This window comes from Klebsiella sp. 7-CIP_Kleb., assembly GCF_050378655.1.
GTDB lineage: Bacteria > Pseudomonadota > Gammaproteobacteria > Enterobacterales > Enterobacteriaceae > Klebsiella > Klebsiella quasipneumoniae.
The window spans coordinates 907,282-932,767 of sequence record NZ_JBNRLJ010000002.1 but is presented as its reverse complement, the minus strand read 5'-3'; the positions used below and the strand labels follow the sequence as shown (position 1 = coordinate 932,767).

Annotated in this window: 30 protein-coding genes and 1 tRNA gene; 21 read left to right on the top strand and 10 right to left on the bottom strand. The window is 55.1% G+C overall.

Going from position 1 to position 25,486, the window contains the following annotated elements:
- The first annotated feature begins 15 nt into the window (after positions 1-15).
- Together ACQUTI_RS12090 and glxK are read left to right on the top strand one after the other, a co-directional pair.
- Positions 16-1,326: a uracil/xanthine transporter gene (locus ACQUTI_RS12090; protein ID WP_064178023.1), complete on the top strand. Its 1,311-nt coding sequence runs from the start codon at positions 16-18 to the stop codon at positions 1,324-1,326.
- A gap of 17 nt (positions 1,327-1,343) precedes the next feature.
- Positions 1,344-2,489 (top strand): glycerate 3-kinase, encoded by a 1,146-nt coding sequence (gene glxK / locus ACQUTI_RS12085; protein ID WP_043521425.1) that lies wholly within the window; start codon positions 1,344-1,346, stop codon positions 2,487-2,489.
- A 219-nt stretch (positions 2,490-2,708) separates the two neighbouring features.
- Here the strand turns inward: glxK and allE are convergent, their stop codons facing one another.
- From allE to allD, 3 genes are read right to left on the bottom strand one after another with little or no spacing between them, the layout of a single operon-like run.
- The gene (allE, locus tag ACQUTI_RS12080) at positions 2,709-3,491 is read right to left on the bottom strand and encodes a (S)-ureidoglycine aminohydrolase (protein WP_025714221.1); all 783 of its coding nucleotides are present in this window, start codon (positions 3,489-3,491) and stop codon (positions 2,709-2,711) included.
- 10 nt (positions 3,492-3,501) lie between these two features.
- The gene (allC, locus tag ACQUTI_RS12075; RefSeq protein ID WP_062914527.1) at positions 3,502-4,737 is read right to left on the bottom strand and encodes an allantoate deiminase; all 1,236 of its coding nucleotides are present in this window, start codon (positions 4,735-4,737) and stop codon (positions 3,502-3,504) included.
- Positions 4,738-4,758: 21 nt separating this feature from the next.
- Positions 4,759-5,808, bottom strand: coding sequence for an ureidoglycolate dehydrogenase (gene allD / locus ACQUTI_RS12070; RefSeq protein ID WP_043521422.1), 1,050 nt, complete (start codon positions 5,806-5,808; stop codon positions 4,759-4,761).
- 314 nt (positions 5,809-6,122) lie between these two features.
- On the opposite strand from allD, the gene ACQUTI_RS12065 reads away from it, so the two are divergent.
- Genes ACQUTI_RS12065 through ACQUTI_RS12050 form a run of 4 tightly spaced genes read left to right on the top strand, consistent with a single transcriptional unit; the run spans position 6,123 to position 10,773 of the window.
- Positions 6,123-7,790 (top strand): acyl-CoA synthetase FdrA, encoded by a 1,668-nt coding sequence (locus tag ACQUTI_RS12065; protein ID WP_064178024.1) that lies wholly within the window; start codon positions 6,123-6,125, stop codon positions 7,788-7,790.
- 9 nt (positions 7,791-7,799) lie between these two features.
- Positions 7,800-9,059 (top strand): DUF1116 domain-containing protein, encoded by a 1,260-nt coding sequence (locus ACQUTI_RS12060; protein WP_057213745.1) that lies wholly within the window; start codon positions 7,800-7,802, stop codon positions 9,057-9,059.
- Positions 9,060-9,067: 8 nt separating this feature from the next.
- Positions 9,068-9,871, top strand: a complete 804-nt coding sequence (locus ACQUTI_RS12055) for a DUF2877 domain-containing protein (protein ID WP_064178025.1) — start codon at positions 9,068-9,070, stop codon at positions 9,869-9,871.
- 8 nt (positions 9,872-9,879) lie between these two features.
- Positions 9,880-10,773, top strand: a complete 894-nt coding sequence (locus ACQUTI_RS12050) for a carbamate kinase (protein WP_043521418.1) — start codon at positions 9,880-9,882, stop codon at positions 10,771-10,773.
- Between the two features lie 148 nt (positions 10,774-10,921).
- Here the strand turns inward: ACQUTI_RS12050 and purK are convergent, their stop codons facing one another.
- The 5 genes from purK to ppiB all read right to left on the bottom strand — a co-directional run bounded on the left by purK (position 10,922) and on the right by ppiB (position 14,258).
- Positions 10,922-11,989, bottom strand: coding sequence for a 5-(carboxyamino)imidazole ribonucleotide synthase (gene purK, locus ACQUTI_RS12045; RefSeq protein ID WP_057213751.1), 1,068 nt, complete (start codon positions 11,987-11,989; stop codon positions 10,922-10,924).
- Entirely contained in the window at positions 11,986-12,495 is a 510-nt protein-coding gene (gene purE, locus ACQUTI_RS12040; protein ID WP_004204711.1) for a 5-(carboxyamino)imidazole ribonucleotide mutase, read from the bottom strand. The genes purK and purE overlap by 4 nt, the downstream gene beginning before the upstream one ends.
- A gap of 96 nt (positions 12,496-12,591) precedes the next feature.
- Complete coding sequence (locus ACQUTI_RS12035; RefSeq protein ID WP_049117071.1) at positions 12,592-12,930, bottom strand: hypothetical protein; 339 nt, start codon at positions 12,928-12,930, stop codon at positions 12,592-12,594.
- 107 nt (positions 12,931-13,037) lie between these two features.
- Positions 13,038-13,760 (bottom strand): UDP-2,3-diacylglucosamine diphosphatase, encoded by a 723-nt coding sequence (gene lpxH / locus ACQUTI_RS12030; RefSeq protein WP_004204708.1) that lies wholly within the window; start codon positions 13,758-13,760, stop codon positions 13,038-13,040.
- A 3-nt stretch (positions 13,761-13,763) separates the two neighbouring features.
- Entirely contained in the window at positions 13,764-14,258 is a 495-nt protein-coding gene (ppiB, locus tag ACQUTI_RS12025) for a peptidylprolyl isomerase B (RefSeq protein WP_004151319.1), read from the bottom strand.
- Positions 14,259-14,433: 175 nt separating this feature from the next.
- On the opposite strand from ppiB, the gene cysS reads away from it, so the two are divergent.
- Positions 14,434-15,819, top strand: a complete 1,386-nt coding sequence (gene cysS, locus ACQUTI_RS12020) for a cysteine--tRNA ligase (protein ID WP_004204706.1) — start codon at positions 14,434-14,436, stop codon at positions 15,817-15,819.
- Positions 15,820-15,864: 45 nt separating this feature from the next.
- On the opposite strand, the gene ybcJ is transcribed toward cysS, so the two are convergent.
- Together ybcJ and folD are read right to left on the bottom strand one after the other, a co-directional pair.
- Positions 15,865-16,077 carry a ribosome-associated protein YbcJ gene (ybcJ, locus tag ACQUTI_RS12015; protein ID WP_004143016.1) on the bottom strand — a complete coding sequence of 71 codons (213 nt, stop codon included), beginning with the start codon at positions 16,075-16,077 and terminating at the stop codon, positions 15,865-15,867.
- Between the two features lies 1 nt (position 16,078).
- A complete protein-coding gene (gene folD, locus ACQUTI_RS12010) occupies positions 16,079-16,945 on the bottom strand; it encodes a bifunctional methylenetetrahydrofolate dehydrogenase/methenyltetrahydrofolate cyclohydrolase FolD (RefSeq protein WP_004143017.1) in 867 nt (288 codons plus the stop codon).
- 339 nt (positions 16,946-17,284) lie between these two features.
- Here folD and ACQUTI_RS12005 point away from each other — a divergent pair.
- The 14 genes from ACQUTI_RS12005 to ACQUTI_RS11940 all read left to right on the top strand — a co-directional run bounded on the left by ACQUTI_RS12005 (position 17,285) and on the right by ACQUTI_RS11940 (position 25,380).
- Positions 17,285-17,361: transfer RNA gene (locus ACQUTI_RS12005), tRNA-Arg, on the top strand.
- A 165-nt stretch (positions 17,362-17,526) separates the two neighbouring features.
- Positions 17,527-18,741 (top strand): tyrosine-type recombinase/integrase, encoded by a 1,215-nt coding sequence (locus tag ACQUTI_RS12000; RefSeq protein WP_057222244.1) that lies wholly within the window; start codon positions 17,527-17,529, stop codon positions 18,739-18,741.
- 144 nt (positions 18,742-18,885) lie between these two features.
- Positions 18,886-19,254 (top strand): hypothetical protein, encoded by a 369-nt coding sequence (locus tag ACQUTI_RS11995; protein ID WP_065809273.1) that lies wholly within the window; start codon positions 18,886-18,888, stop codon positions 19,252-19,254.
- 27 nt (positions 19,255-19,281) lie between these two features.
- Positions 19,282-19,740 (top strand): hypothetical protein, encoded by a 459-nt coding sequence (locus ACQUTI_RS11990; RefSeq protein ID WP_049014656.1) that lies wholly within the window; start codon positions 19,282-19,284, stop codon positions 19,738-19,740.
- A gap of 219 nt (positions 19,741-19,959) precedes the next feature.
- Positions 19,960-20,157, top strand: coding sequence for a helix-turn-helix transcriptional regulator (locus ACQUTI_RS11985; RefSeq protein WP_049014658.1), 198 nt, complete (start codon positions 19,960-19,962; stop codon positions 20,155-20,157).
- A complete protein-coding gene (locus ACQUTI_RS11980; protein ID WP_032730933.1) occupies positions 20,157-20,588 on the top strand; it encodes a hypothetical protein in 432 nt (143 codons plus the stop codon). Before ACQUTI_RS11985 ends, ACQUTI_RS11980 begins: the two co-directional genes overlap by 1 nt.
- Before the next feature lie 13 nt (positions 20,589-20,601).
- Entirely contained in the window at positions 20,602-21,411 is an 810-nt protein-coding gene (locus tag ACQUTI_RS11975) for an antA/AntB antirepressor family protein (protein ID WP_032730932.1), read from the top strand.
- A complete protein-coding gene (locus ACQUTI_RS11970) occupies positions 21,404-21,583 on the top strand; it encodes a DUF4222 domain-containing protein (RefSeq protein ID WP_004202343.1) in 180 nt (59 codons plus the stop codon). The genes ACQUTI_RS11975 and ACQUTI_RS11970 overlap by 8 nt, the downstream gene beginning before the upstream one ends.
- On the top strand, positions 21,580-22,311 hold the full coding sequence (locus ACQUTI_RS11965) for a host cell division inhibitor Icd-like protein (protein WP_281121752.1): 732 nt from the start codon (positions 21,580-21,582) through the stop codon (positions 22,309-22,311). The genes ACQUTI_RS11970 and ACQUTI_RS11965 overlap by 4 nt, the downstream gene beginning before the upstream one ends.
- Entirely contained in the window at positions 22,304-22,483 is a 180-nt protein-coding gene (locus ACQUTI_RS11960) for a hypothetical protein (RefSeq protein ID WP_004177033.1), read from the top strand. The genes ACQUTI_RS11965 and ACQUTI_RS11960 overlap by 8 nt, the downstream gene beginning before the upstream one ends.
- Complete coding sequence (locus tag ACQUTI_RS11955) at positions 22,480-22,797, top strand: hypothetical protein (RefSeq protein WP_004177032.1); 318 nt, start codon at positions 22,480-22,482, stop codon at positions 22,795-22,797. The genes ACQUTI_RS11960 and ACQUTI_RS11955 overlap by 4 nt, the downstream gene beginning before the upstream one ends.
- Positions 22,794-23,057 (top strand): nicotinic acetylcholine receptor subunit beta, encoded by a 264-nt coding sequence (locus ACQUTI_RS11950; RefSeq protein WP_281121753.1) that lies wholly within the window; start codon positions 22,794-22,796, stop codon positions 23,055-23,057. The genes ACQUTI_RS11955 and ACQUTI_RS11950 overlap by 4 nt, the downstream gene beginning before the upstream one ends.
- Complete coding sequence (locus tag ACQUTI_RS11945; RefSeq protein ID WP_048330751.1) at positions 23,054-23,269, top strand: hypothetical protein; 216 nt, start codon at positions 23,054-23,056, stop codon at positions 23,267-23,269. Before ACQUTI_RS11950 ends, ACQUTI_RS11945 begins: the two co-directional genes overlap by 4 nt.
- Entirely contained in the window at positions 23,266-25,380 is a 2,115-nt protein-coding gene (locus ACQUTI_RS11940) for a DUF927 domain-containing protein (RefSeq protein ID WP_281121754.1), read from the top strand. The genes ACQUTI_RS11945 and ACQUTI_RS11940 overlap by 4 nt, the downstream gene beginning before the upstream one ends.
- Positions 25,381-25,486 lie beyond the last annotated feature (106 nt).

The window sequence follows — 25,486 nt, the reverse complement described above, 5'->3', positions numbered from 1 at the left end:
TTTCAGGATTTCATCATGGTGGTATTGCCGCTAAATAAACGTAACACCCTGGCGGGGTTTCAATGGTTCTTCTTTATTTTCTGCAACACCGTTGTGGTACCGCCAACATTACAGTCTGCTTTTCAGATCCCTGCCAGCGCGTTAATTACGCTTACCCAGTACGGGTTTATCACCACCGGGTTGGCCTGTCTGGCACAGGCGTTACTGGGACATCGTCGGGCGATTATGGAAGGACCGACGGGCCTGTGGTGGAGCACCATTCTGACGGTCACCGTGGGCGAAGCCGCACGGGGGACGCCGTTCGACAGCATCGCCTCCAGCCTGGCTGTCGGCATATTTTTCTCGGCGGTGCTCACCATCATCATTGGCGTAAGCGGCATTGGCCATCGCCTGGCTAAGCTCTTCAGCCCAACGGTAATGGTCTTTTTCATGCTGCTGCTGGGCGCGCAGCTGACTACCATCTTTTTTAAAGGCATGCTTGGGCTGCCCTTTAGTTCGACGCAGGTTAATCCGGGTATTCAGCTGGCGCCATTTTGCCTGGCGCTGTCGGTGATGATTCTGGTGCTGGGAATGATCATTTTTCTCCCGGATGGTATCGCTCGCTACGCCCTGCTGATCGGCACTCTGGCGGGCTGGGCAGGCTGGTATCTGCTGTTTCGCATACCTCCCGCTACGGTAGCCTCAGGCCCCATTCACTGGCAGTGGTTCCCGCTGGGTTATGGCGGCCAGCTACGACCCGGCATCATTTTAACCGCCCTGCTGGCGGGACTGGTTAATATTACCAATACCTATGGCGCCATTCGCAGCACCGATGTTTTTTACCCCCAACAGGGGGCCAGTAATACCCGCTATCGACGCAGCTTTATGATCTCCGGTTTGATAACATTAATAACGGTTCCGCTCAACGTGGTGCCATTTTCCCCGTTTGTTTCGTCGACAGCTTTATTAACTCAAACGGGCGACACCTCGCGCCGGCCATTTATTATCGGCTGCTTGTGCTGTCTGCTGGTTGGATTATTTACGCCGCTGACCCACTTTTTTACCACCCTGCCTTTACCGATCAGCAGTGCGGTTATGCTGGTCTCTTATCTGCCGTTGTTATATTCCAGTTTATCTTTCAGTAAGCAAATTACCTTTACCGCGCGAAATATCTATCGGCTGGCTCTACCGTTATTTGTCGGCATTTTTTTGATGGGACTACCGCCGGTTTATCTCCAGACGTTGCCTCTGACAATCAGACCCCTCGTAGGTAACGGCTTACTAATCGGGGTGCTGCTGGCGGTAGCCATGGAGAATCTCATTCCCTGGGATCGTATTAAGTCATGACATTAAAAGGATGAACAATGAAAATTATTATTGCACCAGACTCGTTCAAAGAAAGCGTCAGCGCCAGTCGCTGCGCTCAGGCGATTAAGGCGGGCTTCGTCTCCATTTTCCCTCAGGCGGAGTGCATCTGCCTGCCGATCGCCGACGGCGGCGAGGGGACGGTTGAGGCAATGGTTGAGGCAACCGACGGCAAAATGGTGATGCTGCCGGCGATGGGGCCGCTGGGGGAGGTGGTAGGCGCCTTCTATGGCCTGAGCGGCGACGGGCAAACCGCGTTTATTGAAATGGCGGCAGCCAGCGGGCTGATGCTGGTTCCCGCCGGGAGACGCGATCCCTTGCGGGCCACCAGCTTCGGGACCGGGGAGTTGATTCGCCACGCGCTGGACGCCGGCGTTCGCCATATTATCCTCGGTATAGGCGGCAGCGCCACGGTAGATGGTGGAATGGGCATGGCGCAGGCCCTGGGGGCACGTTTTCTTGACGAGCGCGGCGAGAGCGTAGGATTCGGTGGCGGCGCGCTGGCTCGGTTGGCGAGCATTGACTTACGCGACCTCGATCCGCGCCTGCGCAAATGCCGGATTGATGTGGCCTGCGATGTGGATAATCCACTGCTCGGCGAACGCGGCGCGGCGGCGGTCTTTGGCCCGCAAAAAGGAGCCAGCGCAGAGATGGTCGCTGCCCTCGAGCGCGGTTTGCAAAATTACGCGCAGGTGCTGCTCATGGCAACGGGTGCGGAGGTGACGAAGATTGTCGGCGGCGGCGCGGCGGGCGGAATGGGCGTGGCGGCCTGCGTATTCCTTAACGCGGCGCTGAAGCCGGGCATCGATATCGTGATTGAGGCGATGCAACTGGAGGAGGCGCTGCGCGACGCGGATCTGGTGATTACCGGTGAAGGGCGAATGGATTCGCAAACCGTCGGCGGCAAAGCGCCGATTGGCGTGGCGCGGCTTGCGAAAAAGCATGGCATCCCGGTGATCGGTATCGCTGGCGTTCTGGGGGACGGCGTGGAAGCGGTGCATCAGCATGGCATTGATGCGGTATTCAGCATTCTGCCCGCGCTGGCGCCGCTTGCCGAAGTGCTGGATCGCGGTGAGCAAAATCTGTATGCCTGCGCGCGCAATATTGCCTGTGCTATCAAGCTCGGCCAGAACATTCCCGCCTGAATAAAAAATGCCACGGTTCTCACCGTGGCAAAATCCAACATAGCTAAACAAAAAAGAATGTTATGCGATGGGTAACAAATCCGCCTTTACCGTTGTGTCCGCATTTCACCGGGTGGCGGATGACGCCTTACCCGGCCGACGAAAGCGGCGAGATGTACCCGTAGGAACACGCAAGCAAAGCGCCGCCGGGCAATACCAACGAGCGCAGATTGTTAGCAATCAGATCTCAACGTCACGGTTGCAATCTTTCGAGTAGATATAGCTGAACGCCTCGCGCCCAACGCCGTATCCCGCCTGTAGGGAATAAGCGCCCATAAAGATATAGTCGCCTTTCTTCACCGGAACCCAGTTGTTATCGAGGTTATACACGCCCTGGCCGGAAAGAATATAGGCGCCGTGCTCCTGCACATGAGTTTCGATATAGCCGTGGCTGGCGCCCGGCTCGAAAGAGAGGATATGCATATTCATATCGAAGCCCAGCTCTTTTGGCAGGAAGTCGATCAGAATAACGTCTTCCATTCCTTCATAATGAATACGCTCCAGCTGGCTGACGTTGCCGGTGACCAGATAAGGCGCATGGCCCTCTGTCGGAATATAGCGGCGCTTATAGAGAAATAGCTGACTGTCGGCTGAATGGCTATTACTGAACGTCATCCGTTCACCCGGTGGGCAGTAAAGATAGCCGCCTTCGGTCAGCGCAAAGGTTTTACCCTGCGCCCCGGCGGTGATTTCCCCCTTTATGACATACAGGAAGGTTTCAATGCCTTCGCCGCCAAACCCGCTTTGATTGCCGCCGTTTTCATGCAGCGTCACCAGATAATCAACGAAGGATGCGCCTAATTTCGGCGTCGACAGAATAGTCACATCACAGTTAGCAAAACCCGGAATAATATTTTTGACCAGACCGTCCGGCGTCAGCAGGGCATAATTACCGTGGCGCACGATGGAACGGCTGGCCAGTAAATCATCGCGATAACCCACGACATTATTTAAATATCCCATTATCTTTTCCTTATTCAGTCCAGGCCAGTTGGTGCAGCATTAAGGCGAGCGTTTTTACGCCTTCCGCCAAATCGTCGATATGCGTACTCTCCGCCGGGTTATGGCTAATACCTTTAATGCTCGGCATAAAGATCATGCAGGTCGGGAAGCAGGGGGCGAAAATTTGCGCGTCGTGCCCCGCGCCGCTGTGCATCACGCGGAAATTCACCTTCTCCTTTTCGCACAGGGCAGTGAGCTGGGCGACCAGCCTCTTGTCCATGGGAACCGGAGCTTCATCCATCCACAGGTCGATTTCAATGCCAATATCCATTTCCTTGCAGATCCGCCGCATATCGCCTTCGATCACTTCAGTAAATGCCGTTAATGCAAGGGCATCGGTGTGGCGGCAATCCATGGTAAAGACCGTTTTACCCGGCACCACGTTGACCGTATTCGGCTGCGGGTCGACTTTACCGAAAGTGAGCACCAGCGGGTCGCCGTGGGCTTTCGCTTTGGCGATAGATTCGCAGCAGATGCGGCTGAAAGCATGGACGGTGTCGCGGCGGTAGCCCATTGGGGTGGTGCCGGCATGGTTAGACTCGCCGTTGAGGGTAATGGTGTAGCGGCGCTGACCGACGATGGCGTTGACCACACCGATGGACTGCTTGTTGGTTTCCAGCACGCGGCCCTGTTCGATATGCAGTTCAACGAAGGCTTTAATATCCCGGCGCGGCGCCAGCGGGGCGGCGGGCAGGCTGAAACCGCACTGCTTCATCGCATCGACAAACGCCACGCCTTTGGCGTCTTTAATCTCACGCACGTCCGCCGGGTTAGCGATGCCGACGATATTTTTGCTGCCCCAGAAGACGTAAGGGAAGCGGCTGCCTTCTTCTTCCGCTAACGCCAGCACCTCCACGGTACGCAGCGGCGCCCCGTAGGTCTCTTTTAGCCAGCGGACCGCCAGCCAGGCCGCCAGCGCGCCAAACTGACCGTCAAGATTACCGCCGTTGACGACGCTATCAATATGCGAGCCGCTGAGGATAACGTCGTCGGGAAAACGGCTACCGGGCAGGCGGCCATAAAGGTTACCCACTTCATCGAAGCGTGTTTCCAGCCCGCTGTCGCTCATCTTTTGTTTAAACGCCTGCTGCGCCTGCAGCCACTCCGGCGAATAAAGCAAGCGGGTGAGTCCGCCGGTAGGATCGGCGCCGAAGGATGAAAGCCAGGGCAATGTTTCTTCAATTGCCTGTCGAAAAGAATGAGTCATACATAACTCCTGTTACTTATTTTATTGAGCAAAAGGGGAATTGGTTTCATAAGAGCGGTTATATAAAGCGTCTGAAACCAGATAGTCATAAATCTCATCAACGATTTCGATCCCGTTGACCGCGCTGTTTTTCTCATTGATATCCAGATTCTGCCCCGGGTAATAAACCTGACTAAATCCAGGCGCTGGCGTAATGGCGCTTAATTCGCGCATGGTGTCGCTAATGTGCTGGCGAAATAAGGCGCTGGAGGAGAAAAAGTCAGGATTAATCACAATATGCAATTGTCCTAACTCACGCCCCTGGCTCAGGTTGTCGTACATCGAGCTGACCTGGCGACCAAAAGGAAGGTTGAGCAAAATGCCGGATAGGACGTCAATCATCATCATCAGCCCGTAACCTTTCGGGCCGGCGGCAGGAAGCAGAGCATGGACGGCAAAGGGATCCGTGGTTGGGGCGCCGTTTTTGTCCACCGCCCAGCTATCGGGAATGCTTTCATGGCGAGAACGAGCATCAAGGATCTTTCCCCACGCCTGGACGGTGGTGGCCATATCGAAGGTGATGATATCGTCGCCCTCGCCGGGGGCGGCGAAGGCCAGCGGGTTTGTGCCGTAGTAGATCTCCGCCCCGCCAAAAGGGACGACCATCGGGTCTGACTGACACAGCGAGAGGCCAATCAGCCCGGCGCGAGCCGCCTGCTGTGTGAAGTACGAGATGGCCCCGCTGTGTCCCATGCGGCGGATACCCACTACGGCTACGCCATTTTGCCGGGCGATCTCAATGGCATGTTCCATGCCCATTTTGGCGGCGACCTGGCCGGCGGCGTTATCGGCATGCAAAATGCCGCTGCAGGGGCCGGTTTTTTCAAAGCTAAAGGTGGGATGACGATTGGTGCCGCCTTTTGAAATTCGTTCAGCATAATATTCAACACGAACCGCGCCGTGCGAATGAATGCCTCTGGCATCAGCATAAACCAACACATCGGCAATAATATCCGCGTGATTATGAGTAAGTCCTGCTGCGTTCAGCTTATTAGCAATAAGCTGATGAAGTGTTTCCCGACTGACTTTCATCTGTCTTCCTTTTAACGACGGTGTAGAGCCTGACTGCTGATTAAAATACGGGGAAAAGAAACTGAAATTGTGATCTGTATAGTTAAATGACCAGTGTTAGATTTTATTTGATAATCGTAACGGATTTATCATAAATGGCCGTGTAATCGATTTATTAAAAAATCACTGCTAATGTCAGGTGGTTTGTTTGAAAGCCTGTGGTAATAATCCTCATGTGATTTTGGTCACGCCATTAAGAATTTCATCTCGTTAGCCTGATGGCAGATTAACCATGCTCATTCAATTGCAATGGGTGCAATTATTGGGGAGTTATTATGATCCATGCCTTTATTAAAAAGGGCTGTTTTCAGGATTCAGTCAGTTTAATGATTATTTCACGCAAGCTGAGTGAGTCAGAAAATGTCGACGATGTTTCGGTCATGATGGGCACGCCGGCAAATAAAGCGCTGCTGGAAACTACCGGTTTTTGGCATGACGATTTTGCCACGGCGACGCCGAATGATATTTGCGTGGCGATCCGTACCGATTGCGCAGATGCGTCGGTGACGGAAATGATTATCGCCCGTCTGGATGACGCCTTATCCGCCCTGGCGCAGGGAAGCGGACAAAGTCAGAGTCTGAACGTGGTTCGCCGCTGGCAAAGTGCGATGCAAAAACTGCCGCAGGCCAATATAACCTTAATTTCCGTTGCCGGAGAATATGCCGCGGAGCTGGCCCATCAGGCGCTCAGTAGCGAGAAAAGCGTGATGATCTTCTCCGACAACGTCACCCTGGAAGATGAAATTGCCCTCAAAACCCGCGCCCGTGACAAAGGATTGTTGGTGATGGGGCCGGACTGCGGCACCGCCATGATCGCCGGCACCCCGCTGGCCTTCGCCAACGTCACACCGGAGGGCAACATCGGCGTGATTGGCGCTTCCGGTACCGGTATCCAGGAACTGGTCTCGCAAATTGCCCTCGGCGGCGAAGGGATCAGCCATGCTATTGGTCTCGGCGGCCGTGACCTGAGCGCGGAAGTGGGGGGGCTTAGTGCGCAAACGGCGCTGGAAATGCTAACCCAGGATGCACAGAGCCAGGTACTGGCCTTTGTTTCCAAGCCACCTGCTGAGGCGGTGCGCCTGAAGATAATTAACGCAATGAAACGCAGTGCTAAACCGGTGGTGGCGCTATTTCTTGGCTATGTCTCGCCAGTCAACCGTGATGAAAACGTCTGGTTTGCCCGCACGCTGGACGAGGCCGGTCGGCTGGCGTGTCTGTTAGCGCGAGTGGTACGCCATCAGGAAAATCTGACCGCAGTCGCGGGTAAGCATATTCGCGGTTTATACACCGGCGGCACGCTGGCGGCGGAATCCGCCGGGCTGCTGGCTGAGCGCCTGAACATCACTCCCGATGAGCATCACCCGCAGGGCATGATGCTCAACGCCCTGGGCCACCAGGTCGTCGACCTCGGCGATGATTTCTACACCGTCGGTCGTCCACACCCGATGATTGATCCCTCCCTGCGTAACCAACTGATTGCTGAACTCGGCGAGCAAACGCAGGTGGGTGTATTGCTGCTGGATGTGGTGATTGGCTATGGCGCCACCGCCGACCCGGCGGGATCGCTGGTGGAAGCATGCCGGCGGGCCTGGGCATTGAGGAGTGAAAGCCATCCGCTGCACGTTATCGCGACCGTGACCGGTACCGAAAATGACCCGCAGTGTCGTTCCCGACAGATTGCCGAGCTGGAAGATGCCGGCGTGGTGGTGGTCGATAGCCTCCCGGAAGCCGCGCTGCTTGCTGTTGCGCTGATTAGCCCTCAGCGGATGGCGGAGCCCGCACCGCGTTCCAGTCTGCTGGACGGGGTGGCGGTAATTAATGCCGGTCTGCGCAGTTTTGCGATCGATTTACAGTCCGCCGGAACGCCGGTTGTTCACTATCAGTGGGCGCCGATTGCCGGAGGAAATAAAAAACTGGCTCGTTTATTAGAGCGTTTGCAATAAGAGGTCCCTATGTTTACATCAGTGGCGCAGGCCAATGAGGCAGTAATTGAACGAATTCGGAATGCACGTCCGCACTGGCTGGATGTGAAGCCGGCAGGTGCGCTAATCGGGGCGCTGAATCAGAACAAAACGTTGCTCCACGCCGGGCCGCCGATGCGCTGGCAGGCGATGACCGGCCCAATGAAAGGGGCCTGCATTGGCGCATGCCTGTTCGAAGGCTGGGCGCAGGATGAAAAAACCGCCCATGCGATGCTGGAAAGCGGCGAAATTACCTTTATCCCATGCCATCACGTTAACGCCGTGGGGCCAATGGGCGGCATTACTTCGCCGAACATGCCGATGCTGGTGGTGGAAAACATCGCTGAAGGCAACCGCGCCTATTGCAACCTGAACGAAGGAATTGGCAAGGTGATGCGTTTCGGCGCTTACGGTGAAGATGTGCAGCAGCGCCTGCGCTGGATGCGCGATGTGCTGATGCCGGTGCTTAGCGCAGCGCTGAAACAGATGGAGCGCGGTATCGATTTGACGGCGATGATGGCGCAGGGCATCACCATGGGGGATGAGTTTCACCAGCGTAATATCGCCACCTCCGCGCTGCTAATGCGCACGCTGGCACCGCATTTGGCGCGCCTAAATCACGACAAACAGCAGATAGCTGAAGTGATGGATTTCCTCGCCATTACCGACCAGTTCTTCCTCAACCTGGCGATGGCCTACTGTAAATCGGCGATGGATGCCGGGGCGCAGATCCGCGCGGGCAGTATCGTCACCGCGATGACCCGCAACGGCGATATGTTCGGTATTCGCGTCAGCGGGCTGGGCGACCGTTGGTTTACCGCGCCGGTCAATACGCCGCAGGGGCTGTTTTTCACTGGCTTCTCGCAGGAGCAGGCCAACCCGGATATGGGCGATAGCGCCATTACTGAAACTTTCGGCATCGGCGGGGCGGCGATGATCGCGGCCCCGGGCGTGACTCGCTTTGTCGGCGCGGGTGGGATGGAGGCGGCGAAATCGGTCTCCGAGGAGATGGCGGAAATCTTCCTTGAACGCAATATGCAACTGCAAATTCCGGGCTGGGATTTCCAGGGCGCCTGTCTGGGGTTGGATATTCGCCGGGTGGTTGAAACTGGCATTACACCGCTTATCAACACTGGTATCGCGCATAAAGAGGCGGGGATCGGCCAGATTGGCGCCGGAACCGTCAGAGCCCCACTGGCCTGCTTTGAACTGGCGCTGGAAGCGCTGGCGGACGAGCTGGGCGTGAGCTGAGGCACACAATGGATAAGATCCGTCCGTTAACAGGCAGCATTGACGCGCCGGACCATCGCCAGCCATGGCGAACCGGCGGCCTCTGGCAGCGCACCATCAATCTCTATGTTGCAGACGGCGCGCTGCTGACGCTGCATCATCGGGGACAAGGCGTGAGCCCCGGCGGATGGGTATTACGTCACCATGATTTTATCCGTTTACACGCGGCGCTGAAGGCGGGGGGGCTGCCGATAGCACGGGATGACGGCATTCAGGTCGATAACCTGTTGCTGTTACCACCGCGAAGGCGCTGCTCCCTGCGGCCTCGATATCAGCCTGGTGGCCCTTATCTACCGACAGCGCTCATGAAGCGCCCGGAAGAGACGGGCCTGTTCGGGCCGCTGTCACAGGCTATCCATCTGCCACATCATCCTGAGTTGCGGCAATTACGCCACTGTTTTGCTTCTGCGTTGGCCGGGAGCGCCGTTGACTGGCGGCTGTGGCTGGGGAAGGGGCCAGGCCTGACGCCGAGCATGGACGATATGCTGATCGGCATGATGCTGTCCGCGTGGTGTTTTGGACTGATGTCGCGCAACAGCGGAAACCATTTCTTTCGTGCCTCCGGCGATCTGCATGCCGCCACAACGCAGGTCAGCGTCAACTATTTACGCTACGCCAGTAAGGGATGCTTCGCTTCACCGCTACTGCATGTTGTTAACGCGCTTCAGTGCGGACGACGAATTGAACCTGCCGTCGAAGCCCTGCTGGCGATGGGGCACACCTCTGGTGCCGACACGCTTCTGGGGTTCTGGCTGGCGCAACAAATAATGTAAGGACTTTTATGAAAACGCTGGTTGTTGCCCTCGGGGGTAACGCTTTATTACAGCGCGGAGAAGCGCTGACGGTAGAAAATCAATATCGCAATATTCACAGTGCCGTTCCCGCGCTGGCGCGTCTGGCGCAGCATTACCGTTTGGCCATTGTGCACGGCAACGGGCCGCAGGTAGGCCTGCTGGCGCTGCAAAATCTGGCCTATAGCGACGTCGAACCTTACCCGCTGGACGTGCTGGTGGCGGAGAGCCAGGGCATGATTGGCTATATGCTGGCCCAATGCCTGGCGCAGGAATCGTCGGTACCGCCGGTATCGACAGTGATGACGCGTATTACTGTGGCATCGAACGATCCGGCCTTTTCGGCGCCGGAGAAATTTATCGGTCCGGTCTATGACCCTGAGTTGCAGCAGCAGCTGGAAGAGGAGTACGGCTGGACGATGAAGCGCGACGGCAAATACTTGCGTCGGGTTGTCGCCTCGCCAAGGCCGGTGAGAATTGAGGAGAGCGACTCGATTGAGCGTCTGCTGAATGAGGGACATGTCGTGATCTGCTGTGGCGGCGGAGGCATTCCGGTGCTCGAGAGCGGGCAGGGCGCAGAGGCGGTTATCGATAAAGATTTGGCCGCAGCGCTACTGGCGGAACAGATTGATGCCGATGGTCTGGTGATCCTCACCGATGCGGATGCGGTATATGAACACTGGGGCACCCCAATGCAGCGACCGATCCGTGAAGCGACCCCGGAGGCGCTGGCGCCTTTTGCTCGCGACGATGGCGCGATGGGGCCGAAAATTTCGGCAGTCAGCAGCTATGTTCGCCGCAGGGGCAAGCGGGCGTGGATTGGCGCGTTATCACGCATTGAGGAGACTCTCGCCGGTCGGGCGGGAACCTGTATCAAGCCCTGACGGGGGACTACTGTCGGTGAGGATGCCTGAATATCGTGCATTCTGCCCCGGGACGGCGACGCGTTGCCAGGGCGACGAGTTCTGAATAGCTGGGCTTTTATCGGCCGGGCAAGCGTCAGCCGCCGCCCGGCAAGACAAAGGTGAGGCGTTACGCCAGTTGCGATTGCGCCCAGAACAGACCGCTGGTGTACTCCGCTGGCAGCAGCGGCTTGATCGCTTCCAGCGTCGCGCTCAGACGGTCAGTATCGCTGTCGGTCAGGTTCAGGTGGCCGACTTTACGACCCGGGCGCACCTCTTTATCGTACCAGTGCAGGTGGACCAGCGGCAGCTTCAGCCAGTCGTAATTGAGATCGGTGCCGATCAGGTTGATCATTACCGACGGGCTGTTAACCACTGGCGGCGGCAGCGGCAGGCCGGTAATCGCTCGCAGATGCAGCTCAAACTGGCTGATGGAGGCGCCATTTTGCGTCCAGTGGCCGCTGTTGTGCACGCGCGGCGCCAGCTCGTTGATCAGCAGTCCCTCGGCAGTGACGAAGCACTCCATCGCCATCACGCCGACGTAGTTCAGCTCGTTCATGATCGCCGTCAGCATGCTTTCCGCTTGCTCCTGCTGGCGGACATTGGCCTGTGGGAAGGCGACGCTGGCGCGCAGAATACCGTCCTGATGCAGGTTGCGGGTCAGCGGGTAGAAGACGGTGCTGCCGTCATGGGCGCGGGCACCCACCAGCGACACTTCGCCGGAGAAGTTAATCCCCTGCTCGACGATGCACTCGCCGTAGTTATCGGCCGGTAGCTGATCGATCTCGTTTTCCCGCAGACGCCACTGGCCGCGGCCGTCGTAACCGCCAACGCGACGCTTAACGATCGCCAGTTCGCCAAGGCGGGCAAACACCGCCGGCCACTCGCTTTTATCCGCCAGCAGCTGCCACGGGGCAGTGGCGAGACCAAGCTTGTCAAACAGCTGCTTTTGCGTCAGGCGATCGGCGATAATTGGGAAGACGTCGCGGTTGACGAACGCCGGGTGGCGGGCCAGCTCGCGGGTGAGGGCGGTTTCCGGCCAGCGTTCAATTTCTGCCGTGATGACGCTCTGCTGGAATGGCACCGCTTCCGGATCGGCTTCCAGCCCCACCGGCCAGACGGCGATACCCAGCGGCTCGCCGGCCTGGCGCAGCATACGGCCTAACTGGCCGTTGCCGAGTACGCATACCTGTTTCATGCCGCACCCCGCGGGTCCGGGTTATCCAGCACTTCATCGGTTTGCGCCTGGCGCCAGGCGCTCAGGCGCTGGTGGAGTTCAGCATCATGCTGGGCGAGGATCTGCGCGGCAAGCAGACCGGCGTTCGCGGCGCCGGCTTTGCCGATGGCCAGTGTGCCGACCGGAATACCGCGCGGCATCTGAACAATGGAGTAAAGGCTGTCGACACCGCTTAAGGCTGCGCTCTGAACCGGTACGCCGAGCACTGGCACCAGGGTTTTCGCCGCAATCATGCCCGGCAGATGCGCCGCGCCGCCTGCCCCAGCAATAATCACCTGATAGCCATTGCTTTCGGCGCTTTCAGCGAAGCTGAACAGCTTATCGGGCGTGCGATGGGCGGAGACCACTTCGACATGGTACGGAACGTTCAGGGCATCAAGAATTTCTGCGGTAAATTGCATGGTAGCCCAGTCGCTTTTGGACCCCATCACGATGGCGATACGCGCCGAATTATTGCGGGAAGACATACGTCTTAAAACTCCTGTGGGTGTGTTTCACACTGCTTTAGAGGCCACAGAGAATAGCATGAACTGCCGGCAAGGAAAACGGTTGCGTGTGCATGGTTAGCCGTCTTTTGTCTCGCTCTGCGATGACGACGATCGCGGCTTATTGGCCTTGATCTCATTCATGCAACAAGTGATAAGCAGTACTAACCCCCAGGGGAGCATCAGGGTACCCATCATCAATAAATAGATTTGTACCAGTCGGCTCTCGTGAGGGCGAGTACAGAGCAAATAAATGGCATAGAAATAAATAGCCCACGCCAGCATCGCACACCAGACAAACGTCAGCGTGTTGCCGAGAGCGACGCCGATTAAGGCGATATAACTTATCCCTAACGGATTGAGGATCGCGATGATCATTCCCCAGATCAGCGGCTGGCTCCACTTTTTCCTGCTCATGCTCGTTCCTTGAGAGTGATGTTGTGGAAGACTAGCATGCGCAATGCCGGCAGGAGCATACCTCCGTCCAGGCAAGAGGGGATTTCAGAATTGTGCTCGCGCAGGAATTAGAACGGGAAATGGATCAGTTCGACGTCGTCCGGCGTCACCTTCACCATCGAACCTTCGCTGTGCCAGGCGCCGAGTACCACGCGCCATGCGGGCTGGCCGTTGGCCTGCAGGTCATGGACCGCCGGGCGATGGGTATGGCCGTGGATCAGCCACTGCACGTGATGCCGCTCCATGGCGTTAACCACCGCCTGTGGATTCACATCCATAATTTCCATTGATTTGCTGCTGTTGGCGGCTTTGCTGTCGGCGCGCATGCGGGCGGCGATGCGGCGGCGGACAAACAGCGGCAGAGCCAGGAACAGACGCTGGATCCACGGGGTGTGGACTTTCGCGCGAAACGCCAGATAGCCTTGGTCATCGGTGCACAGCGTGTCGCCATGCATAATCAAGACGTCACGGCCATAGAGGTCCAGTCGCTCTTCTTCGGCGAGCAGGATCATCCCGCTCTGACGGGCGAAGCGCTGGCCGACGAGAAAATCGCGGTTGCCGTGAATGAAGTAGCAGGGCACGCCGGCGTCGACGACGGCTTTGATTGCCGTAGCGATTTGCTGATGCAACGGGTTGGGATCGTCATCGCCGATCCACGCCTCAAACAGATCGCCAAGGATATACAGGGCGTCCGCCTGACGGGCTTCCCCCTGTAAAAAACGCAGAAAACCGGCGGTGATCGCCGGTTCTTCTGTTTGCAGGTGCAAATCTGCAATAAAAAGTGTCGCCACGAATTACTCGCTGACGGTGACGCTTTTGATGATCACATCGTCTTTCGGCACATCCTGGTGCATGCCGCTGCGGCCGGTGGCAACCGCTTTGATTTTGTCAACCACGTCCATGCCTTCAACCACTTCCGCGAAGACGCAGTAGCCCCAGCCCTGCAGGCTTTCGCCGGAGAAGTTCAGGAAGTCGTTGTCAACCACGTTGATGAAGAACTGCGCGGTGGCAGAGTGCGGCGCCTGAGTACGGGCCATCGCCAGCGTGCCGCGGGTGTTTTTCAGACCGTTGTTTGCTTCGTTCTGAATCGGAGATTTGGTCGCTTTTTGTTTCATGCCAGGTTCAAAACCGCCGCCCTGAATCATGAAGCCGTTGATAACACGGTGGAAAATGGTGTTGTCGTAGAAACCTTCGCGGCAGTAGTCCAGGAAGTTTTTAACTGTTTCCGGCGCTTTGTCGTCAAACGTTTTGATTACGATATCGCCATGATTGGTGTGGAAAGTAACCATTTTTGCATCCTGTTCCGATGAGTGTGGTGCCAGCACCCGGTGTCGGGTGAGATATAGGGGGGTGTTATAGCATAACCGCGGGGGTCGATGCACCTTGCAATGTGTGCTGCGTCCTGTCTGAATTATGGGTATTATAGAGGCTTCATTACCCACACACGTCTACACGGAATCTTCGATGTTAAAAATTTTTAATACACTGACGCGCCAGAAAGAGGAATTTAAACCTATCCATGCCGGGGAAGTCGGCATGTACGTGTGTGGTATTACCGTTTACGATCTCTGTCACATCGGCCATGGGCGTACCTTCGTCTCTTTTGACGTTGTGGCGCGTTATCTGCGTTTTCTCGGCTATAAGCTGAAGTACGTGCGCAATATCACCGATATCGACGACAAAATCATTAAGCGCGCTAATGAAAACGGCGAAAGCTTTGTCGCGCTGGTCGATCGGATGATCGCCGAAATGCACAAGGATTTTGACGCCCTGAATATTTTGCGTCCCGACAGCGAGCCGCGCGCGACGCATCATATTGCGGAGATCATAGAGATTACCGAGCAACTGATCGCCAAAGGCCATGCCTATGTGGCGGATAACGGCGACGTAATGTTCGATGTGCCGACAGACCCGAACTACGGTTTGCTGTCGCGTCAGGATCTCGATCAGCTGCAGGCGGGGGCGCGCGTCGACGTGGTTGACGTCAAGCGTAATCCGATGGACTTCGTCCTGTGGAAGATGTCGAAAGAGGGCGAGCCAAGCTGGCCGTCGCCGTGGGGCGCAGGCCGTCCGGGATGGCATATCGAGTGCTCGGCGATGAACTGCAAACAGCTGGGCAACCATTTTGACATTCACGGCGGCGGTTCCGATCTGATGTTCCCGCATCACGAAAACGAAATCGCTCAGTCCACCTGCGCCCATGACGGCGAGTACGTTAACTACTGGATGCACTCCGGCATGGTGATGGTCGACCGCGAGAAGATGTCGAAATCGCTGGGCAACTTCTTTACCGTCCGCGACGTGCTGAAGTATTACGATGCCGAGACCATTCGCTACTTCCTGATGTCCGGCCACTATCGCAGCCAGCTGAACTATAGCGAAGAGAACCTCAAGCAGGCGCGTTCGGCGCTGGAGCGTCTGTATACTGCGCTGCGCGGTACCGACAAATCCGTCGATGCGGCGGGCGGCGAAGCCTTCGAAGCACGCTTTATCGAGGCGATGGACGATGACTTCAACACCCCGGAAGCCTACTCGGTGCTGTTCGATATGGCTCGCGAAGTGAACCGTCTGAAAACCGAGGACGCGGCCGCGGCGAACGCCATGGCGGCCCACCTGCGTAAGCTTGCGTCGGTGCTGGGGCTGCTGGAGCAGGAGCCGGACGCCTTCCTGCAGAGCGGTGCGCAGGCTGACGACGCGGAAGTGGCGGAAATTGAATCGCTTATCCAGCAGCGTCTGGACGCGCGTAAAGCGAAAGACTGGGCGGCGGCGGATGCGGCGCGCGATCGTCTTAACGAGATGGGTATCGTGCTGGAAGATGGCCCGCAGGGCACCACCTGGCGCCGGAAGTAAGCCATAAAAAAACGCCCGCTTAAGCGGGCGTTTTCCTTTTCGCGGTCAGGCCGTGACGGTCACGCTCTGGCCTTCAAAGCTCACCGTCTGACCGGCGACGATTTTGCAGCGTTTGCGAGTTTCCACCGCACCGTCGACTTTTACCAGCCCGTCGGCGATGGCGATCTTCGCCTGGGCGCCGCTTTCGCTCCAGCCTTCGAGTTTCAGCAGATCGCACAGCTCAACGTGCGGGTGTTTTCCTAAGGAAAATGTCGCCATCTCAGGCCTCCTCAACGTCGTGGTACTCTTCGCACGCCTGCAGCGTGTTCTGAATCAGAGTGGCGACGGTCATCGGGCCAACGCCGCCGGGAACCGGGGTGATGTAGGACGCGCGTTCAGCGGCATCTTCATACACCACGTCGCCGACCACTTTGCCGCTTTCCAGACGGTTAATGCCGACATCGACCACAATCGCCCCTTCTTTGATCCATTCGCCAGGAATAAAGCCCGGTTTACCCACCGCGACGATCAGCAGGTCGGCGTTTTCGACATGATGGCGCAGGTTTTTGGTAAAGCGGTGGGTGACGGTGGTGGTGCAGCCGGCCAGCAGCAGCTCCATGCTCATCGGGCGGCCGACGATATTGGAGGCGCCAATGACCACCGCATTCAGGCCGTAGGTGTCGATATTGTAGCGTTCCAGCAGCGTCACGATACCGCGTGGGGTGCACGGACGCAGGCGCGGCGCCCGCTGGCACAGGCGGCCAACGTTGTAAGGATGGAAGCCGTCAACGTCTTTATCCGGCGCGATGCGCTCAAGAACTTTGACGTTATCTATCCCTGCAGGCAGGGGCAGCTGAACCAGAATACCGTCGATGGTCTTATCGGCATTCAGGGTGTCGATAAGCTCCAGCAGCTCGGCTTCGCTGGTGGTTTCCGGGAGATCGTAAGAGCGGGAGACGAAGCCCACTTCTTCACATGCTTTGCGCTTGCTGCCGACATAAATCTGCGAGGCCGGGTTGCTGCCGACCAGCACGACGGCCAGCCCAGGGGCGCGTTTTCCGGCCGCAACGCGAGCCTTCACTTTTTCCGCAACCTCAGAGCGTACCTGCTGCGCAATCGTTTTACCGTCAATAATTTTTGCTGCCATCAGAGAGAGGATTCCATCTGTATCTTTACGAAAGGGGGATGAGGATATTTTGTCAGAAGCCGGCCTCGCTGTCAGTCCTCGTTTGCTGTTTTATCCTGTCCGGGGCGAATTTAGCCTGTTATGACCCTGGTTATTACATGGTTATAGGTGCGTTGCGCCTGGCCACTGAGTCGATTTACGCGCGCATTAGGCCCGGCGGTATGCTTCTTGTACAGTTGGTGGAGGATATTTCGCCAGCGTCGTATAAGCCCCGCAGTTTCCTGGCAAAATGGATTGACTCAACCGACGTGGACCGTATAATTCCAGGCGTTTCACTCCGCGAAGCACTCGCTTCTCAGGGCGCCCTTAGCTCAGCTGGATAGAGCAACGGCCTTCTAAGCCGTAGGTCACAGGTTCGAATCCTGTAGGGCGTGCCATACTCACTTCTCTTAACGTCTCCTGAAGTCTACTCAACCCAGCATATACGTGACATTCTCCAATATTTTATTATCTCAACGTCTACTATGGTCTATTGAAATCCACATTCATGTGGGGGTACATTTGGGGGTAGATTCCTGTTCAATGAAATGAGATACCCCCAAGTGAAGCTCACAGCCCGCCAGGTCGAAACATCTAAAGCTAAGGACAAACCCTATAAACTGTCTGATGGCGGTGGCCTTTACCTGTTGGTGAATCCCAACGGCTCTCGATACTGGCGGCTGAAGTACCGGGTCGCAGGTAAAGAAAAGTCGTTGGCTTTAGGTGTATACCCTGACGTCTCGCTGGCCGATGCACGTCAAAAACGAGCAGAGGCTAAAAAAGTACTGGCTGCTGGTGGTGACCCGGGACAGGAAAAACAGGAAAAAAAACATGCTAAGGCGATGGCCGTATCAAATAGCTTTGAGAGACTGGCGCTGGAATGGCATGAGCATAAATCGATGAACTGGTCAGCAGGCTATGCCAGCGACATCCTGGAGTATCTGAGGAAAGATATTTTTCCTTATATTGGCTCCCGGTCGATCACTGATATTAAGCCCGTTGATATGTTGGCTGTTCTTCGCAAGATGGAACAACGTGGAGTACTTGATAAGCTCAAAAAGACACGTCAAGCCTGCCGGCAGATCTTCACCTATGCGGTCATCACCGGCAGAGCAGAGCATAATCCCGTGGTCGATCTCGCCAGTACTCTAAAAGCACCAAAGCAAAAACACTTCCCTCATTTATCGGTTGAACAAATACCTGACTTTCTGCGAGCTCTGAATGACTATAGCGGCAGCGTGGTGACTCGAAATGCTACCCGCCTGCTTATGCTTACTGGGCTCAGGACAATTGAGCTCCGTGCTTCTGAATGGGATGATATCGACTTCGATAAGGGGATCTGGAATATCCCTGCAGAGCGAATGAAGATGCGGCGGCCACATCTCGTTCCTATCTCAACTCAGGTTCGCGAACTGCTTGAAGAAATCCACCAGCTTACCGGGCGAGGGAAGTATGTTTTCCCGGGGCGGAATGATGCCGGTAAGCCAATGAGTGAGGCCAGCATCAACCAGGTGATTAAACGAATCGGTTATGACGGTAAAGCGACCGGGCACGGCTTCCGCCACACCATGAGTACCATCCTCCATGAACAGGGATATAACACAGCCTGGATTGAAACGCAGTTGGCCCACGTCGATAAGAACTCAATACGCGGGACATATAACCATGCTCAGTATCTGGATGGCCGTCGGGAAATGCTCCAGTGGTATGCCGACTATATGCAGGCGCTGGAGAATGGTGAAAATGTGGTCCATGGCTCGTTCGGGAAACGCGCCTGACTGGATGCATAGACAGTATATACAGACGATAGTAGACTTAGGTAGACGAACAAAGAATAGGCTATGTCTAGGCTGATCCCCGAAAACCCGTACACCTCTGCGGGCTGACATAGCCGCCAAAATCAGGGGGCGCGAGGTGGCGGAATGCTGGACATTGCTGAGTTGCTAAAGGCTCGGAAAAAAGAATTTATCAGTCTTCGAGAGTTCATAACAAGAATTCATCTCTATCAGCCTCATGTTAGCCTTAAGGACATTGCCGATTTCCTTTATATTGAGGACTCCAATGGAGGACTGCCTGAGTGGGTTAAAAAGGGCGTTGCTGGTTCAATAGAAACTACTTGGGTTGATGATAACCACATGGAATCTGATACATCATTACATTCCCTTTTGAATGTAATTCATGAGTTTGATGAGATGCCTGAGGTTTTACCTCCAGCGCTTACTTCGTCCGCCGTGACTAGGATTGTTCCATCGGAAGCACCTATGGATTTTGATGATGATATTCCTTTTTGATAAATATAAACAATAGGAGAGCGGATAATGAGTGGATGGGGGCAAAGTAAAGAAGAACACTGGTCAGCAACTCAATTTGATAAATATGGTTTCCGTCGTTCTGACTTAAAGGCTATTGCTGACAAATTAGGGGTTAATCTTGATATTCCAATCGAGGATATTGTTACATCAGGAGAAAATAGGAAGCCAGAAACATTTTCGGAAGAGGATATAAGCGTCCTCAGAAGCGAGATTTCTCTCTTAAAAGAGAAAATCAAAAAGTTAAATAGTGAAAGACCTACTCTTTTGGGCAAATACAGAAAAGATGATCCCCTCCTTCTGGCGATACAGATAAGAAACACTGAATGGAACATGTACGATCCTGATAATGACAGAGCTACCAGAGGGAATCAGGTGGCAATTATTCAAGACCTTGAAGGTAAAGGGTTTTCCAATGCCCAAGCAAAAGCAATAGAAATGGTTGCATGCCCCATCAAGCGTGGCTAATCACCCCAGCCCTTAGGGTTGTATCTAGTCGAAAAGTCTTACCCTAAGGGTTTAATATAGCTACCCTCAGGGTAAGCTAACTGCTAGTTTACCTTTAATAACCCTTACCCTTAGGGTTATTCATTCTTCACTAGCCATTAGGCCTAATGGTATGAAGAAATAGCATTTATTCGTGTAATCATATGCCACGTAAACCGCAATAGACTTTACGAGGTAAATATGTCCAAATCATTAATCCGATTCTCTGAGGTTCAGAAACGCACTGGCTACAGTAAGGCGTGGTTGTATCGTCTTATGAGTGAACAGCGTTTTCCCGCCGCAATTAAAATTGGCTCCCGTTCGATCGCCTTTATTGAAAGTGAAATTGACGATTGGATTAATCAGCGCATTACTGAATCTCGTGGTGAGGTGGCCTAATGCAAAAAGAAAACCGCCCATTACAGGCGGCTAACATAGATACTCGCGAATCTGATGTTACGCCACTAGCCTACACCGTTCAAGCCTCAAAGCGCATTCCGAAGAAACACCGTGCTCGCACCTACATGCTGCGTTGTGGGGCTGGTGGGTGGACAGAAAACGACATCCTGCGCAATTGCCGCCTCTCATCTGGCCGCAACTATGCGAGCGAACTTGAGCGCGAGCTTGATATTTGCCTGGAACGCCTGGAAGAGAAAAACCCTGATGGTATCGGTGCGCACATGCGTTACCGGTTTGCGTGCCGTGGTGACGTGCTGAAGGTGATTCAGTTCGTTAACCGCATGGCCGCAGTCAACCAACATTACGGGCTTTCAAAGCAGGATATCGCCGACATTCTGAACCTCTACCCGGACAACTTCACCGCCGCATAACGGAGCCGAAAAAATGAAAATCGAAAAAAGCAGATTCAATTCTGAGGCCGCCCCTCAACCCAACGTTAACCCGGGCGTAATTAACGGCAATGACTTTGCCGCCATCGTTCCCGTTATTCCCGGCCAAATTGGCGGGCGCGAAACCAATATTGCGAGCGCCAGAGATTTGCATAAAGCGCTGGGTGTGGGCCGCGACTTTACCAACTGGATTAAAGGCCGCATCGACCAGTACGGATTTGTGGCCGGGACTGACTATATCCGTGTTGAAAATTTGAGCTCACCAAAACGGGCGAGCGCAAAATTTCGCCAGCAAATCGAGCATGATTACCTTCTCTCGCTGGATATGGCTAAAGAAGTGGCAATGGTTGAGCGCAATGAACAGGGGCGCGCCGTCCGCCGCTATTTCATCCAGTGCGAGGAAGCGCTACAGCTGAGTGCGCCGGAAATCGCCGCGAAGTATCGCCGGCACCTCAAAGCCCGCATTGGTGCTGCCAACCTCTTCAAGCCGATGTGCGCCGCTCTGGATGCTGCCCGGGCAGAACAGGGGAAAGAGACGCAAGCCCGGCACTACAGCAATGAAAGCAACATGATCGCCCGTATTGTGCTGGGTGGCATGACCGCTAAGCAGTGGGCGCAGGTGAACGGTATCGACGGCGAACCGCGCGATAGCATGAGCGCCGCCCAACTGGAACACCTCAGCTACCTGGAGGGTACAAACATCACGCTGATCGATATGGGCATGGAGTACGGCCAGCGTAAAGCGGAATTAACCCGCCTCTCTCAGCGTTGGCTGGCTAAACGTCTGGGGGCTAACGATGAATAAGCCCACCAGCACACCGCTGCCAAACCACTCCTATCGCGACGCTCACGGCCAGATGGTGAGCGTAACCGCTGTAGCGCATAACCGCGTGACGTTCTATCGCGAGGGCTATCAGTTCCCATGCGTGCAGCCCATTGAGCGCTTCATGAAGGAGTACACGGAGGTGAAGCAATGATTTTCACCGCCCATGGTAAAAGCCTCTCTCTGGCTGGCCTGATGAATGCAAAAGCTAAAGCTTTGCTGGTGGTGTGTCACCGCGTGAACCTGTCAAAACCTGTCACATTGCGGGCCACTGATAGTGGCGTACAAAATGCCTGGCGGAGTTTCGTGACCAGTACGCGCGATGGTCATCACACCTGCAGTAATGTGTTTTCGGAGTCCATAAAAAAGGACTTGATGTTCTACATCATCCCGGGCTATGGTTATAACGCACCAGCAAAATCTGGTGCCGGGATTGGCGTCCTGGAAAAGTACAAGGCGACACATGACGCGCCTAGCGTCTTTTTTTGTGTCCTCACATTCGCTCACCCTTTTTTCAGCGCTGCGGTTATAATCCGTGCCGCTTGCAGAGTTATGGTGAGTTGGATGGGGGCGGAGAAATCCGCGCCGGTTACCTTGTACGCCGGTTACGCCAACCCTGTTCAGCTCACCACCAGTGAAATTGGCGTTTCCGGTGGTGGGATTAATCCCCAGTACAAGGAGGCTGCCATTGTGGCTACTACCCCTACCCAAAATCCGCAGTTTATCTGGATTATCGCCGCTGTTCGCCGCGATATGACGACAATTAAAGCCCAAATTCACCATATCGCCGCACCGTCTGAACGTGACGCCCGCCGTTCACTGGCTCGCGATCATGTCTGCTTTTTCGCTGGTCGCATCCGTCTGGAGGTGGCTCATGCGTAACAATTTCCGCATCACCGGCTACGCCGTTAATAAGCGCGGTTTAACCGTTGGCATCGGCTATCAACTCACATCCAGCGACACTAAAACAGCAATGGCCCACGCAGTGCTTCAGGCGCAGCGTGAAGGTCTCAGCCACGTTCGCATTACACGCGTACAGGAGGTGGCAGCATGAGCCTGTATAACGATTTAGTTCGCCACGAATTCGGCAAAGGCGCCACCGTTGATGAGCTGGAAGGCATTCAGAACCGCATGGATGAGGCTGTGAGTGATTTGTTGCTCGGCATTAGTGCCATTGGAAGTCTGATGTTCTGGGCCACGGACAATAACAACTACACCGAGGAGACCGCAAAGGGAGACATGCGCAAAATAGGCGCAATGCTGGGTACGGTTGGTGAGGTGGTGCTGGCGCTTAACGATACCGTAGCGAATGCGGGTGTGTGTCGTTCTGACTGCGTCAAAGAATCAAAAATGAGGGCGGGCAAATGAATATAAACGCTATATACCGCCATCCTGCCGAACTTGAGGCCGAGGCGACGCTATCCCGTGTGCAGCCTTATCCGGAAGATTTTACTCTGGCAGAGCGTACCGCAGAACGTATGGCCCGCGCTCGTAATGGGTTAGTTCATGTAATGACCGATATATCACCATACCTCGACGTTGAGCAAGCAGTCGTTGTGCATTGCTGGCTGGATAAAGTCCTGGCGATTGTCGATATGGTCAGAATTGATGCGGAGGTCAGGGTATGAGCGATATGCAGCTTATTGATGCCCAATGTCGTGTTGAACAAGCACAGGCACTGCTCTCAATATGGTTAGAGGGCACGAAAGCAGCTGAACGGGATATGCAGTTAATTTGTGCTCTGATCTCGCTACTCCAGGATGTACCAGAAACGATTAAAACGGCGGATGAAGAACTTGCTGATTACGTCTTGCGTGCACATCGGGAGAAGCGTCAATGAAACTGGCACCTAACCTGAAACATTTGCCAAAAGAAAAATTTACTGAAGCAGTTATTTTTGCTGGAACCGATGCGTATGCACATGCAAAAGGATGGGAAGAGGGCATGGGTAAACAAGTCGCTGAGGACAGAACACCTCCCATTTATCTTGGACCGAAGCAGCTGGCGGAACTGGAGAACCTGCAAATTATTGATAAAGGGCGTCGCAGTGCTCGTGTTTATCTGGCTGGAAGCATTGAGCCAATAATGATTAATGCCATTGGGGAAAAACTTGCTCAGGCAGGTGTACTGGAAGCGAAATTATATAAGGGAATTCCTGACCAAAAACCGGAAAACTGGAGGCAATATCTGGCCAGGCTCAGAGAACAGGGCGAGCACACAACGACATCAATTCTGAAAGCCAATAAATCTGCGAATAGTGACAACCTGAAGCCACATGTTGAAAGCCGAGCTGACGGTATTTTTTGGGTTGAACCCAAATCAGACAAAGATACCGGGGAAATAACTACCCGTGAAAGCTGGCTGTGTTCTGCTCTGGAGGTCATAGGGACTGGCATAGATGACAGTAAAACCCGGTATCTGATCCTGCGCTGGCGCCCATTCGGTTCGAAGGGGGATACTGTCCAGGCAATACCATTTGCTGATATTGGTGAACGTGAAGGCTGGCGAACGCTCAAGGCTGGTGGGTTGAACGTCACAACCAAAAGTGGTTTACGTGCAACGTTGGCCGACTGGCTGCAGAGCTGTGCCAATGGTGAGGTATGGCGCATTGCGCATGCTACGGGCTGGCAGTGTGGCGCCTATATCATGCCTGATGGCGAGATCATCGGTACTCCAGATCAACCGGTGCTGTTTAGCGGACGAAGTTCTGCCGCATCCGGTTATACCACCAGCGGTACTGTTGAGAGCTGGCGAGAGAGTGTTGGACGTCTGGCCTTTGGCAACTACTCGATGATGACTGGCGTGGCCGCAGCGCTGGCAGCTCCTTTGATTGGCCTTGCCGGCGCTGATGGTTTTGGTATCCATCTCTATGAGCAGTCGAGCGCGGGTAAGACCACCACTGCCAATGTGGCCTCCAGTCTCTATGGCAATCCGGATGTGCTACGCCTCACCTGGTACGGTACTGCGCTGGGGCTGGCGAACGAAGCCGCCGCACATAACGATGCGCTGATGCCGCTTGACGAAATTGGCCAGGGTGCTGACCCGGTGGAGGTCTACAAATCGGCATACGCACTGTTTAACGGCACGGGTAAGCTGCAGGGAGCGAAGGAAGGCGGAAACCGTGACCTGAAGCGCTGGCGTACTGTGGCCATCAGTACCGGTGAGATGGATCTGGAAACCTTCATCGCGAGCGCCGGTCGCAAGGCTAAAGCAGGCCAGCTGGTTCGCCTGCTGAATATCCCGATGCGCCGGGCTGTTCGTTTCCATGAGCATGCCAACGGCAAACACCATGCCGATGCTCTCAAAGATGCATACCAGCATAACCACGGAGTGTCCGGGCGTGAGTGGGTGAAATGGCTTGCTGACCACCAGCACGAGGCGGTTAGCGCTGTCAGGGCCGCGGAAGAACGCTGGCGTAGCCTGATCCCATCAGATTACGGGGAGCAGGTCCATCGTGTCGGTGCCCGGTTCGCAATTCTGGAAGCCGCATTGCTTTTGGGTAAGGTGATAACCGGTTGGGATGAACAGACGTGTCGGGATGCCATTCAGTACAGCTATAACGCCTGGCTGCGCGAGTTTGGTACCGGCAATAAAGAACACCAGCAAATTATCGAGCAGACAGAGGCATTCCTGAACGCCTACGGGATGAGCCGTTTTGCACCGTTCCCATATGACCCGACTAGCCTCCCTATCTCCAACATGGCGGGATACCGGCAGAAAGGCGGGCACGAGACTGACCCGATAGTGTTCTACACCTTCCCGGCAGCCTTCGAAGGGGAGATCGCCCGCGGCTTTAACTCCCGTCAGTTTGCGGAGGTATTGAAGAAAGCTGGCATGCTGACGCCACCGACTTCAGGCCGGGGATTCCAGAGAAAGTCGCCACGCATTGATGGGCGACAGATTCGGGTTTATGTCCTGCAGTATCTGCCGGACGACGACCAGCCAGAGTAAAAGCATTCTTCCATGTGTGTAGTTTAGGTGTTGGTTCAGTTGGTTCAGTTGCCTCAGTAGTTATATCTATCTGTTTAATAAGGTTTCATGTTTGAAGAATGAACCA